Origin of the sequence: Dyadobacter psychrotolerans, assembly GCF_004349265.1 — a bacterium.
Classification (GTDB): domain Bacteria; phylum Bacteroidota; class Bacteroidia; order Cytophagales; family Spirosomataceae; genus Dyadobacter; species Dyadobacter psychrotolerans.
The window spans coordinates 236,600-250,809 of the sequence record NZ_SMFL01000003.1; the positions used below are offsets into that span (position 1 = coordinate 236,600).

Sequence of the window (14,210 nt, forward strand, 5' to 3'; positions counted from 1 at the left end):
TTCAATCTAATGTAAATGATGGAATTCAAGTTCAAACCAATCTCACTACATACATAAAGTTGAAAGAAAATCTGTTTCAGGAGATAAAGAGGTTTTATCGGAGAATAACCAATCCATTGCCGTCGAATATTCGCAGTTATTGAAAGTCCTGTCTATTCCTTCAAAGTTTATTCTCTAAGAAAATAATTTGATAGTACTTTAATTGTGTTTAATTTAACATTATTAAGAACCCTCAGCTCTACAGATATTGTGAAAATTACTACAACTGAACACCGGATTGTGGAAATCCAAGCCAATTGATAGCTCCTGAAATATTACCCCTAAATGAAGATGTTCGTTTCAGGAAGCTGATTGAATCAGGTAAAGAAGGGTTATCTCTTCTTAATAAATTCTTTGAATTTGTCTTCAGCGCATCTTCCTGTGAACGTATTGTTGGCTGGAGTAGTGAAGACCTGCTTGGTTTACCAATAACCGATCTTATCCATTATGAGGATTTGGAGTTTGTTACCAATTCCTTGCAAGACACATTGACAAGTCCAGGATCGACAATAACATGCGTTTTTCGGTTTAAACAAAAAGATAATAGTTTCATTTGGATAGAATGCCTGATGACGGATATGCTTGATGATACCGACGTTCAAGCAATTGTGTGCCGTTATAGTGATGTAACAGAGAAGAAAAAATCCGCCAAGATGCTTCTTGAGGCTAATACTGAGTTACACGCTTTTAGATTTGCCCTAGACGAATCTGCGATAGTGGCCGTGACGGACCGTAAGGGAATTATAAAACATGTTAACGATAATTTCTGTCGTATATCTAAGTACGAACGGAGTGAGCTGATCGGGAAAGATCACCGGATCATAAATTCCTCTTTCCACGAAAAAAACTTTATTCAAACACTATGGAGAACAATCTCTAATGGGCAGATATGGAAGGGAGAATTAAAGAATAAAGCCAAGGATGGCAGTTTCTATTGGGTTGACACTACTATCGTTCCTTTCCTTGATGATTTCGGGCATCCTTACAAGTATGTTGCAATTCGATCAGACATCAGCCAACGGAAGCTGATGGAGGAAAAGTCGAGAATTGAAGAAATTCGTTTGCGTTTACTTGAGTCTGTAATAACTCATACCAAAGACGCAATTCTGATTACTGAAGCAGAGTCCTTAATCGAGCCCGGGCCACGTATTTTGTATGTAAATGAGGCTTTTACTAAAATGACAGGTTATTCTTCAAGTGAAGTAATCGGCAAATCTCCAAGATTACTTCAGGGACCGAAAACGGGCCGAACCGAATTGAAACGGCTCAGTGAAGCACTCAGAAACTGGCACTCCTGTGAAATTACTATTGCCAATTATAAAAAAAGTGGAGAGGAATTTTGGGTTAATCTGACGGTAACTCCGGTAGCTAATGAAAGCGGCTGGTATACACACTGGATATCAGTTGAAAGAGATGTTACGGAAAGCAGAAAACTGGAGCAGGAATACAATCAGATATTCGACCTTGCTCCTGATATTATTTGCACAGTAGGACTGGATGGATATTTTAAAAAGATCAACCCGGCTATGTCTGAGCTGTTGGAATACAGTAGAGATGAATTATTATCCAGGCCTATTGTCAAGTTTATTCACCCGCAGGATCAGGTCAGGATAATGGCAGAACTGGAAATTAAAAATAAAGGCACAAAAACGTTTTATTTTGAAAACAGATGCATTACCAAATCAGGACAGGTCAAATGGCTTGCCTGGACGTCTACTCCGGCTACCCCGGAAGGACTGATTTTTACAGTGGCCAAAAACATCACAGATAAAAAGGAACTCGAAGGTCTTCTTAATAAAGTGACCAGAATGGCTGGCATAGGTGGCTGGGTAATAGACCTTATAAAGTCCACGATTTACTGGTCAGAAGTCACCAAAGAAATTTACGAGGTGAAATCCGACTATGAACCGAACATGCAAAGAGGACTTGATTTCCTAAAAGAGGAGTCCGATAAGATCCTTATAACCAGGCGAATTGAATTAGCCAGTGAAAAAGGTATCTCTTTTGACATGGAATTACAAATCGTAACGGCGAATCAAAATATTAAATGGGTACGGGTAATCGGGGAACCAGAGTTTGAAAATAACAGATGCGTTAGAATCAGGGGAAGCTTTCAGGATATTGACATTCGGAAAAGATCAGAACTTTTAGCTACCGAAGCCCTCTTTGAAAAGAAACTGATTCTGGAAAGTATCGGAGATGCTTTTTTTGCGGTCGACAAGCACTGGATCATTAATTACTGGAATAACAAGGCAGAAAAAGTATTGCAAAAAACAAAGCTTCAAACCAAAGGTTTTAATTTATGGGACGTTTTCGCCGGTTCTATTGGATCTGAATCTTACATAAAATATCATCAGGCAATTAAAACAAATAAAGCCCTGCATTTTGAAGATTACTATCCCCCGTTAAAAAAATGGTATGAAATCAGTGCATATCCTTCCGCAAATGGGCTGTCTGTGTATTTTAAAGATATTACCGAGCGAAAAAAAAGGATCACTGCGCTGGCCGAATCGGAGAAAAATTACAGTTCCCTTTTTCACTTAAGCCCTTTACCGATGTGGGTGTTTGACATAAAAAGCCTGGCTTTTCTAGACGTCAATGAGGCTGCCGTAAAAAAATATGGCTACCAGCGTGAAGAATTTTTAGCAATGACAATAATGGACATCAGGGAGCAAGAGGATATTGGTAAAGTGAAGGATATATTATCAATGAAAAATACGTCACAGCAAAGTTTAAGTCACCAGGGAATTTTCAGACATAAAAAAAAGAATGGTGAACTCATCCACGTAGATATTCAAAGTAATCTTATACGGTATAAGGGAGTCCTCGGCAAAATTATTATAGCCAATGATATGACTGAGAACTTTAACTACACCAGAAAAATTGAGCAGCAAAATATTAAGTTTCAAGAGATAGCATGGATACAATCACACGTTGTACGAGCTCCCCTGGCCCGAATTATGAGCATTGTGCCAATGCTGAAAAATTCAGAGGATTTCGGGCAGGAACGTGAAACATTGCTTGAATATTTATTGATTGCCTCTAACGAACTTGACGAGGTAATTAAAACGATATCGAAAAAAACACGCTTAGCACAAAATGATCAAATTTAAAAGACAAATATTTAACTACTTATCGTAACTGGTGCAGGTAAATAAACACTGAAACAAGATCCCTGACCTATTTCACTTTCCGCAGTCAGTAGTCCATAATGATTTTGGACAACCTTATTACACAGTGCCAGTCCAATTCCTGATCCTGAATACTCACTTTTACCGTGAAGGCGCTGGAACATTTGAAAAATACGATCCGCATGTTTTTGATCAAATCCAATTCCATTATCCTTTACCTGGATTCTCAGATACGGATGGCCGGCCAGAACCGTTTGATTGATTTCAGACGGATCCACTTTCGTAGTGGAAACAGATATATAAGGAATCTGCCCGGCTGGTTGATACTTCAGAGCATTACTTACCAAATTTAAAAAAAGCTGTGTTAACTGCGAAGTATCGCCCCAAACGGGATCCAACAGTTTGATATCAAAAACAGCCCTTTTCTCTTCAATTACTATTTCCAAATCTGACAAAACAGAAGCAATAATCCGATTTAAATCAACTTCCGCAAATACCTTATGATTCACCTGAAGTCGGGAAAAAGAGAGCAAGTCAGAAATCATCAAACTCATACGCTCTGCCGCATCCTGCATTCTGGAAAGCAAATATTTGCCGTCATCATCCAATTGCTGTTCATATCGGGATGCGAAGCGCGTGCCAAATGATACAACTTTCCGCAGTGGTTCCTGTAGATCATGGCTGGCTGCATAAGCAAATTGTTCAAGACTTTGATTTGAGCTGATCAGGTCCCTGTTTGCCAGATTCAATTCCTTGGTTCTGGCTTGGACTCTTGCTTCTAGCTCCCCAGACAAATCCCGGTATTGTTGTTCACTTCTCTGTAATTCATGAAGTGCCAGTACCCTTTCGGTAACGTCCACGGCCATCTCTAGAATGCCATAAACGATGTTGTCACCGTCGAAAAGTGGTGTATAGCTAACATCAAAATAATAAGTCGAAACAACACCGTTTACAGCCACATCTGCCGGTGCACTGTGAGCATGGTAAGCCTTTCCGGAATCATAGACATTCTTTAAAATTTGGGGATACGGCTGATCCACTAATTCCGGTAAGACTTCAATCAGTTTCTTACCCTGAACCATATTGCCTTTTCCCCATATTTTGATCATGGCTTCATTTGTAAACTCTATAAACTGTTCCGGACCCAGGTATAGAGCGCACGCAACAGGTGATTGCTCAATCAAACTCCGGAATTTTTTCTCACTTGCCTTTATCGCAATCTGAGCCTGCTCCTGTTGCTTTTGTGCTTCTACCAGTTCAGTGATATCCAGAATTGCTCCTATATAACCTGTAAATTTCTGATCATCATTGTATTGTGGTGCCCCTTTACAAACAACACACCTTACTGTCTTGTCTACGTGGCTGATGCAAAACTGCATGTCGTGAAAAGATCTGCTAGTAAAATCCTTCCTAAAACTTGCTGTTACATTCTCAAAATCCTCACTCGCTACATAATTAAGCCAGCCATTACCAAGGTGTGATTCTAACGATACTCCTGTCCATTCCATCCAGGTTTTGCTGATGTAGGTTAGCGATCCGTTTTCGTCGGTCATCCATAATGCTGCGGTAGAAGCATCGGTAATATTTCTAAATAGCCTCTCGCTGTCGCGAAGCTTTTTTTCTGCGTCTAATTCAGCACGAATGTCTCTGCCAATGGATGCATAACCAGCTGGCAATCCTGTAAACCTATCTTCCAAGACGAAGACATAGGTCATGACATCAATGAGCTCACCCGTTTTTTGGTTTTTATACAGTTGCCTGCCTGTCCAATTTCGATCTCCCTTGTATAATGATAATGTTTCTCGTTTTAATTTAAATAAATAGTCCGAGGAAAAAATATCAGAGATCGTAATCTCTTCAATATCGTTGATGTCCAAAAGCTTTTTGCCTATTTTGTTGATATAGGTAAATTTCCCCTCGTCATCAAAAACAGAGATCACATCAGTACTGTGGTCGATAATGGACAAAAGCCTCTTTTGCTGAGCAATTGCCTGAATCTCATTATTAATATCATACGCAATCGACAATACTTTCTCTTGCCCTTCCGATTCAAAACTGTTCGTGGTAATGCGGGCCCATTGCTCCTTTTGATCTTTACGCAAAAATCTTTTTTCTTTGGTCAGATGTCTAAGTTTACCGCCAATCAGATCTCTAAAAATCCTCCGGCTTTCTTCCAGGTCGCTGCTGAAGGTAAACTCATCAAAACTTCGACCAACCAGCTCTTCTCGTGTTTCTCCTAAAAGTTTAGCAAAACGATCATTGATACGGTGGATCACGCCGTTATCATCGGTAAACAGCATACCCACCGGTGCGTTTTCAAATGCAAAGCTGAATTTTTCGCGGGCCAGATCGAGCTCAATTTTTCTTTCGATCTGCTCGGTAACGTCTGTCGCGATGCCGGTTATAGAGACGGCTTTTCCGGTAGTGTCGTAAACATATCTGGCAAGTATTTTTATCCAATGAACCGAACCATCCTTCCAAATAAACCGGGCTTCATAGGTCAAAATACCTGATATTTCTGCCAGCCTATAAGCTTCCTGCCGAATGGAAATATCATCCGGATGAATATGTTCAAGGAAGATTTGCCTGGTTGCAGGATAATTATTGTCGCCAGTAAGCACTTTGGAAAAACCCGGCGAATAAACCAGGGAATTATTTTCTAAAACGAGACTAAAAGAAGCTGACTCAGACGCCTCAAGTACCATTGAGGTTATTTGCTGCATTTCAACTACTTTGGTTTCAGGCACCGACTTGTTAACCTTTATAAAACCTACTAACTGTATGGGAATATTATCCTGATAGTTAATGAACGCCTGGTCCTGAATATCCAGATAGGAATTATCAGCTTTTTTTAGTTTGTAAAAAGATGACCATTCCACTTGACGCATATTAAATGCGGCACTGACAGAATCAATAACTCGTTGCTTGTCATCGGGGTGAATATTTTCAAACCAGGATTGCTCAGAATTTGAAGATGTGGCCATTTGGCCAAAGACCTGTTCATAACTTCTACTCCACCAAACCTGGTCATCAGGAACATTCCAGTTTCTGATCACATCCGGTAAATTGCCGTCGACTGATAAATCTAAAGCAGTATTGTTTGAATTATTTTTCAAACTGTAAAATTCACGCATGTATATAACCTTATAGCGGTTGATTTGGTAGGGTCAATAAAAACCGCATTAGTAAAAGAACCGTGCCCACAGAATAGCTGCTATGTAGAATTTCTTATCATTTCTATAAGTTAAGAACCGTAACAATATGCTTAGTGTAAAAAGAGTAACAGGGAACTGAAAAATTATCAAAGGTAACCTGCAAACCACGGCCTCTATACGTAGACAGCTATTTTAAAACCTGGCTTAATAGTTTGACTTTTAATTTTTTCAGGTTACGAATACAAGTCATTTGGTGAATAGGCAAATCAGCTCAGAAAAAGAAATGGTATGACATAACAACCAAACTTCACTGAATCTCCATCAACCAACTGTTTCATCTAATCGATCACGATCAATCATCTACTCCAGTCATATCAGACCGAAATAACATATCTCGATTTACAGATTCAGCTGATCGATGTAATATTTCGTCTAATGTTAAAATACATTTTAAGAAGGCAAATTGGTTTGGCTATAGCTGGGCAAGTAACAAATACAAGCCTGCGACTGATTCTTTACTAAATATAATAAGTCATAGTCAGCTGCCGAGGAGGCAAAGAGTCTTTGCGTTAAGCAAAAATGCCGTTTCTATTGCTAGAAACGGCATCCAGTGGAGAATATGGGATTCGAACCCATGACCTCTTGCATGCCATGCCAGAAATTTGGGATATTTTTAATAATTTTTATTACTCATAAATATTTCAACTATCTATATATCAATTAAATAACAAATTTTTATTAAGTTTACGTAAGTACACTTAGACACCAAATGTTCGACTAATGTTCGACTAAATTTGTTAGTTATGGCGGTATCCACCAAGTTCATCCTTAGAACCCAGAGTAGTAGTGACGAGTCTGAGTTTCCCATAATGCTCCAGATCATTATCGACAGGAAAAACCAGTTGGTAAGCACTAAGAAATACAGTAAGCAGGAAAACTGGCTGAAAAGGGAACAAACAGTATCGAGAAGTCATCCAAAGTGCAGAGAGATCAACCTTCTGCTAAAGACCATAAGCTCAGAAATTGATTTCCATATTCTTTCAGAAGGCAAAAAGGGAATCCGACCTGGATTCGACGAAATCAAAGGTATAGTAAGAAGGCTAACAGGTGGAAACACAGAACCCGAGAAAAAAAAGCTCTTCCAATTATTTGACGAGCACATTGCTCACCTTTCCAGACAGAACCGAATTGGCTATTCCGACACATTCAAATTCACAAAAAACAGCCTGAGCACCTTCATGCAAGAAAAGGATAAGGATTTACAATCTATAAATTTAGCATTCTTACTTAAGTACGAAGAGTATCTGATAAGCAGGGGTTGTGCAATAACTACCAGAAGTGTCTATTTCAGGACCTTCCGTACTCTTTGGAAACATGCCATTCAGAATAAGTTTTGCCCGGAGACACACTATCCATTCAAGGATTTTCCTTTCGGTAAATACAACAATCCCAGAACAAAAAAACGAGCAATTACCATGGAACAGATTGAAGCTATCGCTCAAATTGAAATCGATCCAAAAGATGACGCTCTCATAAATTCACGGAATTACTTTTTATTCAGCTTTTACTCCCGCGGTATAAACTTTACAGACCTCGCCAGTCTCAAATGGGAGAATATCAGAGATGGAGAATTATCCTACATTCGCTCCAAAACGAAGGAAGAATTCCGATTTAAGCTCCATCCTACGGCTCTTCAGATTCTGGACTATTATAGAAATTTGGAAGGAAACAGTGATGCCGGATACATCTTCCCTATTCTCTACAAACGTCATTCTACTCTAAGATCCATCAGAGATCGGAAACAGAAAATAAGGACAAGGGTGAATAAGGATTTACAGCAACTGGGTAAATCCGTAGACATAGAAAAAAATATCACTACCTACGTTGCACGACATACCTATGCGACGGCACTACGGAGAAATGGAATATCCAAAGAAAATATCGGCCGATCACTCGGCCATGATAGTTTGAAGACCACCGATATCTATCTTGAAGACATAGGAGATCCGGTTCTGGATGATTTGATCAACTCAACTATTTAGGCTATGTATTTTTTTGATTTGCCAGGTTTTCATCCCGTCAGCGGAATCGATACGGAGGACCAGGGACAACATCCGTATATCCATTTTAAGAACAGTGTGTTCGAAAGAGAGGACATCAATTACTGTAATTCGCATTTCCCGTTTAAAAAGCTTGTTTTTCGTAGCGGAGAAACATTGTTTGTCAGCGAAAAGAATCTAATTGAAGTTTTTCAATACAACCCAGTTTTCAAAGATGACCTGCTGATTGATCACAGTCATCCTATCTCGGCTGAACAGCTTGATATAATAAAACATAATTTTTCCTCGGGATATTCGGCTGGATGTTCTGACTTCCCAAGGGAAATCCATTCAACGATAAATCTGGTAGACGGTGTTATGAAGGAAAAGAAGCTCGGGGATTTCATCGAGTTTTGTGGCGATCATCTATTTTTTGAAGGTTTTGCTACTCCCAAATGTCTTTACGCATTAGGATTTATACAGGCATATTTACTTAAAGCTTTTGGAGAATACCGTAATTTGATCCAAAGTCTTGATAATAGTATTCCAGTCGTGAAAGTTGAGGAGTGGACATCGGAAGATGAGATAGAAGAAGCAATATTTTTAGAAGTCATACAGGAAGACGAGTTACCAGAACAGGAGCTAGATGAAGAAGTAGCCAATGAACCGGATGTCACGCATGACCTTCCGCTATTCTCACCCACTGATGAGGTGGAAAAAGCAACATTTGATAAAATACCATTGGACTATCCGGTGGACGAAATTATTTCGCTCTGGATGATTTTATTGGAAGTGTGGAAATGTCGGCCTGTTAATTCCATCCAGGTGTTTTTTGAACCGGAAGAGGTATTGGAATTATTAGGCTGCATGTTTGACGATTCGAAGAAGAAGGGAATGCTTCCACAATCGGAATATAAATTTTATAATTTACCACCCGGAAAATACGAAAGAATTCTAAACCTGCTAATGCATGTTACATACAAGCTTAATACGGATCGAAACAACATTAACCTTGAAAGATATTGTGAAGCGTTGATTGGGACATTCTCCTGTTACAGCAAAACCAAGGTTGCCAGCCTTAAAAGTAATATCAATAAGGAGCGCGGAAACATCATTCAGAGTATCAAATCGTTACCAGATGAAAGCTACAAGAATGAATTTTTGAAAGTTTTGGGGAAAATCAACGAGTATGCGATCTAAGATGGTTTTCTTTTCTTAATCTTCCTACGCACTTAATGATTCGAGACTGAATCTTGTTCTAACTGATAACTGTATGTGCTTATAAATATTTTTTTCTTAATATTAGCTTTTGAGGTTGATTCCTTAATTTTAAGTGCTTTGGGAATGACCAAATCTCTCACTCTCTCAAATCGGTCAGGTATCCTTTGGTCAAAGATATTTATTGATAATTTAAACTCATTTTCACAAGCACTTTCAAAGTCACGAAGGTTATCCATGATACTTTGCTTGTATCCAATGTCGCCATCAATTTCCTTTATTGCTTCTAATTTTTTAATGGTTAATGAAGTTGTTGTCAACGCTCTTACCCGTAATCGATCCAATTCTCGTATATCAATAATTGTATTTTTATCATCTTTTACCTTTGAAATACTAGCTCCCATTTTTTTGATGAATTCATCCCGATCTGGTTTACATGAGTAACCAATGTCTTCAATAAGATCGAGATAATCCATTGCTTTAACTTTTTCTTTCTTGTTAGGCTCACATGAATAGAAAAATAAAATTAGTAGCAGGCATCTTTTAGCGAAGTATCTCATTAGAAGATTGACGAATGTTTGTGCTAGGGATAAAGTTATTGAATCAGATTTTTAATTGAACATGTTTCCAAAAAGACTAAAACTTCAACATTCAATAGGAATTTGGATGCAAATTTATCAAATACAAATCTGATATGGCAAATCTCAAAAAAAGCCGTTTATGAGACTGTCAGTTGTGTGTGACTTAGAATAGTTAAATTAGAATTTATTCCCGGGCTCGTGCTATAAACGGATGTAAATTGAGCGATGCACAAAATATCATACATAATCAAAAGACTTGGACATGCCTTAATGAGAAAACCGAATTTGACTTCCTTTATAAACATGAGTACCAACCTTGAGACGTCAGAAAAAATAAAAAATGTCCGATCCTGCTCAAATGTTAAAGAAGCTGACCTAAGAGGATATAAGCAAAAGCGATAAGTGTAACATTCGGGATTATTTTCTGAATCTTGATAGGGGCTGTCCTTGACTATGGAGTATCTCCATTTCAAACAAAACTTTGAAATACTGGCAGTTCAGTAATAGTTTACTAGTATTTCATACCGGTTGTAACTTGATTTTTGGTTGTTTCAAACTTGCTACGACAGTTTTAAAATAAAGAATTTGGTTGTCAGACAACACCCTTTTGGGAATAATGTAACCAGCCTGATCCGAAACTTTTAGTATAAAAAATTTCTTTGATTCTATCACAGATCGTAGAGTTTCCAAAGCTAATTCACTCTTATAACTTTCTCCTTGTAGTAAAAATGCTTTTTCATTAAGCTCTAACGTCGTTTCTTCTGTTATTGTATTTTTAGATTTAATTAGCTGGGGAACTTGGAACTTTGTCGCAATTTCTGACAAAAATGTGGAGTAGATACCCATTATGAAATTAAATATAAAACCGAAAGTGAGTGAAAAGCTGTTGTTCGCCAAGGAAACTGTGGTAGTGAAAATCCCGATAATTAATAAAAATACACCAAAAATTCGGGCTCCTTTGGCAACTTTACCACTTCTAGAAACTTCAACAAGGCCATTATATAGATCTGATTTGGAGAGAGAATATTTTACTTTAAGCATCTATTTAATAATTTGAGAGAGGTAAATTTTTGTAATCTAAAGATTTTTCCGAATGGTAACAAGTCGTTTGATACGAAATTTTGCAAATGGTAACAAGTTTCTAATGAGATTGATAATTGAGGATGCCGTATTCCGGTTTATGACATTACCGAACTTTAACAAATAATAGTTTTTTGCACGACGGATGAAATGATCTATGTGTCCAAAAAAATTAATTAAAAAATCTTCTCACAGCTTAATCCTCGTTTCGGACGTAGTCAACGTTATATTCCTTTTTTAAGTTTTTTCAAGTTTGTTTTGCCCATCACTAAATAAGACAGATATGATGGACACGACAGTTTTAATCTCACTCTCAGGTCAGCAGCTGCATGAGCTGATCGAATCCTCGGTTAGAAAAGCACTGCAAGTGCAACCGGTTCCCAAACCGGATGATACCGACACGCTCCTGGATACAAAGGAAGCAGCCCAGCTTATTAAGTACAAAGAGACCTCTATCTATGGGCTGGTGAAAAGAAAAAAGATCCCGTTCTGCAAAATTGAGGGCAAGCTTCTTTTTTCCAAACAAAAGCTTCTGGAATGGGTAGCCAAAGGTCAAAACGAAATCTCAGGTAAGCTATGAAGAAAGAAACGAAGTATTTACGTATCGGCACTAGCTACTTCAAGGAAGTACGAAAGCCACTCTCTTCCGGAGATACCATGACAACCCTGATTCCCTGGTCTGCGCATTGTATTAGATTGGATCACGGTAAAGCTTTTCTAAAAGATAATGTGGGCCTTTATGACGGGTTTTGCTTTGTGCCCAGTCATCTGCATTATGAACAGAAGGTTGCTGGCTTTTACAACCGCTACCAACCGTTTCAGCATACGCCCCGTGAAGGTGATCCGGCTACCATAACCGACTTTCTCCGCCATATCTTCGGAGAACAGATCGAGATGGGCTATGATTATTTCAAAGTGCTTTTGGAAAAGCCTACGCAGATCCTGCCCATCCTATGTTTGGTCAGCGAGGAGCGCAATACAGGGAAAACTACATTTCTACATTTTGTGAAATCTATTTTCGGAGAAAACATGACCATTAACAGCAATGAGGATTTCCGCTCAAACTTCAACATAGAGTGGGCCCAAAAGCTAATCATTGGTGTGGATGAAACATTCCTGGACAGAAAGGAGGATTCTGAACGGATCAAGAATCTAAGTACAGCCAGGTTTTATAAAGCCGAAGCAAAAGGTTTTGACCGGCAGGAAATTGAGTTCTTTGGAAAGTTTATCCTGTGCAGCAATAACGAAGACCACTTTATCATTGCCGAACCGGGCGAGATACGTTATTGGGTACGGAAAATTCCAGCACTTAAATTTGATAACGAAAAGCTTTTGGCTATGCTTCAGTCGGAGATTCCCTACTTCATTCATTTTCTTATACACAGGGACTTCGCCTATCAGCAACAGACACGTATGTGGTTTACCGCAGGTCAACTAGCAACACCTGCATTGAAGAAGCTGCTCAACCAGAACCGGAATAAACTGGAACTCGAGATTGCCCATATCCTGCTGACCATTGTGGACGAAAAAGACCTGGACGAAATCCGGTTCTGTACCGCAGACGTCCAGGACTGGCTTAATAAAAAGCATGTCCGGTATAAGGATCTTATCCAGATAAAACGGATCCTGCAAAATGTTTGGAAACTGGTTCCGGCCAAAAACTCACTGAGCTACCCGCAATACAAGTTTCTGACAGATGGTAGTGTCTCAGAGCAAACCGGGAAAGGCAGGTATTATACCTTACCGAAAAAGCAGATAAATGAGTACAATGATATCTTCTGATATTTTGATGAATTGATGAGATATAGATTTAATGTATTAATAATCAATAAATTATGGCGCATCAAAATCGCATCAGCAGCGCATCAACCTTAAAACCATGATGCGGCATTCGATGCTTTTTGATGACAATTTGATGATAGTCTAAACTATTGAAATAGAACAAGATAAGCGCTTAGCGCATCAATTCATCAGTTTTTTAACATTTTAACTCCTGTAATTATGACTTGCCAGCAAGCCAAAGAGATCTCTATTGTAGAGTTCCTGAAAAGTAATCATATCCTTCCTGAATACATTCGTGGAAAGGATCATTGGTATCTGTCTCCGTTGCGCCAGGAAAATACAGCCTCTTTCAAAGTTAATTCAGAGCTTAACCTCTTTTATGATCACGGAAGTGGTATTGGCGGAGATATTATTGATCTGGGATGCCAGCTGTTTAAATGTGATGTGAAAGAATTATTATCAAAGCTTGAATCCGGTTCTTTTTTATTTCAACAGCAACCAGTTTTTAAGCGACCATTACATATACTGGATAGCGTTACCCAGGATGCGGACTTTTCCCCAATTAAAATTACGCGTGTCCAGTCGTTGGGAAACAATCCTGCGCTTACGGATTATATCAAGTCAAGAGGAATTGCACCTGAAACTGCCCGACAATATTGCGAGGAAGTTTATTACCAAATCGGAGACAAAAGTTACTTAGCAACAGGCTTCAAAAACAACTCCGGAGGTTATGAACTGCGCAGTCAGTACTTCAAAGGCTCCTCTTCTCCCAAGGATATCAGCCACATCGAAAATGGTAACTGGTCGGTTTGTGTCCTGGAAGGTTTCATGGATTTTCTTTCCCTTCTGACACTTAGAAAAGAAAGCCCGGTTCGCAGTGATTTTCTGATCCTGAACTCGGTCAGTTTCGTGGATCGGAGTATGGACATTTTGAAAAACTACCGCAATGTTTTTCTCTATCTGGATCATGATCATGCGGGCAGAATAGCTTTGGAGAAATACGAAGCAGCCGGTCTGAACACCATCGATGCATCCGGTACGTATCAGAAATTTAAAGATCTCAATGAGTATTTATTAGACCAACAACCAAGGCAGCAGGAGCAAAATCAACGCAAGGATTTGAAAAAGTCCGGGGGGCTAGGCTTATAAATGTCTTTAGGGAGCAAGTTTGTGTTTTCGCTTCGC

9 protein-coding genes are annotated in these 14,210 nt (G+C 38.9%); 6 read left to right on the forward strand and 3 right to left on the reverse strand.

The features are described 5' to 3' along the window. Positions 1-296 precede the first annotated feature (296 nt). On the forward strand, positions 297-3,152 hold the full coding sequence (locus E0F88_RS08770) for a PAS domain S-box protein (protein WP_131957866.1): 2,856 nt from the start codon (positions 297-299) through the stop codon (positions 3,150-3,152). 11 nt (positions 3,153-3,163) lie between these two features. On the opposite strand, the gene E0F88_RS08775 is transcribed toward E0F88_RS08770, so the two are convergent. Next, positions 3,164-6,304, reverse strand: a complete 3,141-nt coding sequence (locus tag E0F88_RS08775) for a PAS domain S-box protein (protein WP_131957867.1) — start codon at positions 6,302-6,304, stop codon at positions 3,164-3,166. An 824-nt stretch (positions 6,305-7,128) separates the two neighbouring features. Between E0F88_RS08775 and E0F88_RS08780 the strand changes: the two genes are divergently transcribed. Together E0F88_RS08780 and E0F88_RS08785 are read left to right on the forward strand one after the other, a co-directional pair. Further along, positions 7,129-8,367: a site-specific integrase gene (locus tag E0F88_RS08780; RefSeq protein WP_131957868.1), complete on the forward strand. Its 1,239-nt coding sequence runs from the start codon at positions 7,129-7,131 to the stop codon at positions 8,365-8,367. A 3-nt stretch (positions 8,368-8,370) separates the two neighbouring features. Continuing rightward, complete coding sequence (locus E0F88_RS08785; RefSeq protein WP_131957869.1) at positions 8,371-9,564, forward strand: hypothetical protein; 1,194 nt, start codon at positions 8,371-8,373, stop codon at positions 9,562-9,564. A 32-nt stretch (positions 9,565-9,596) separates the two neighbouring features. On the opposite strand, the gene E0F88_RS08790 is transcribed toward E0F88_RS08785, so the two are convergent. After that, on the reverse strand, positions 9,597-10,058 hold the full coding sequence (locus E0F88_RS08790; protein WP_131957870.1) for a hypothetical protein: 462 nt from the start codon (positions 10,056-10,058) through the stop codon (positions 9,597-9,599). 624 nt (positions 10,059-10,682) lie between these two features. Further along, positions 10,683-11,204, reverse strand: a complete 522-nt coding sequence (locus tag E0F88_RS08795) for a YcxB family protein (protein WP_131957871.1) — start codon at positions 11,202-11,204, stop codon at positions 10,683-10,685. Between the two features lie 322 nt (positions 11,205-11,526). Here E0F88_RS08795 and E0F88_RS08800 point away from each other — a divergent pair, with 322 nt between their 5' ends. The 3 genes from E0F88_RS08800 (at position 11,527) to E0F88_RS08810 (ending at position 14,174) form a co-directional block, all read left to right on the forward strand. Then, positions 11,527-11,823 (forward strand): helix-turn-helix domain-containing protein, encoded by a 297-nt coding sequence (locus tag E0F88_RS08800; protein WP_131957872.1) that lies wholly within the window; start codon positions 11,527-11,529, stop codon positions 11,821-11,823. Then, positions 11,820-13,025, forward strand: a complete 1,206-nt coding sequence (locus tag E0F88_RS08805) for a primase-helicase family protein (protein ID WP_131957873.1) — start codon at positions 11,820-11,822, stop codon at positions 13,023-13,025. Before E0F88_RS08800 ends, E0F88_RS08805 begins: the two co-directional genes overlap by 4 nt. Positions 13,026-13,244: 219 nt before the next feature. Then, entirely contained in the window at positions 13,245-14,174 is a 930-nt protein-coding gene (locus E0F88_RS08810; protein ID WP_131957874.1) for a DUF8464 domain-containing protein, read from the forward strand. The last annotated feature ends 36 nt before the right edge of the window (positions 14,175-14,210 follow it).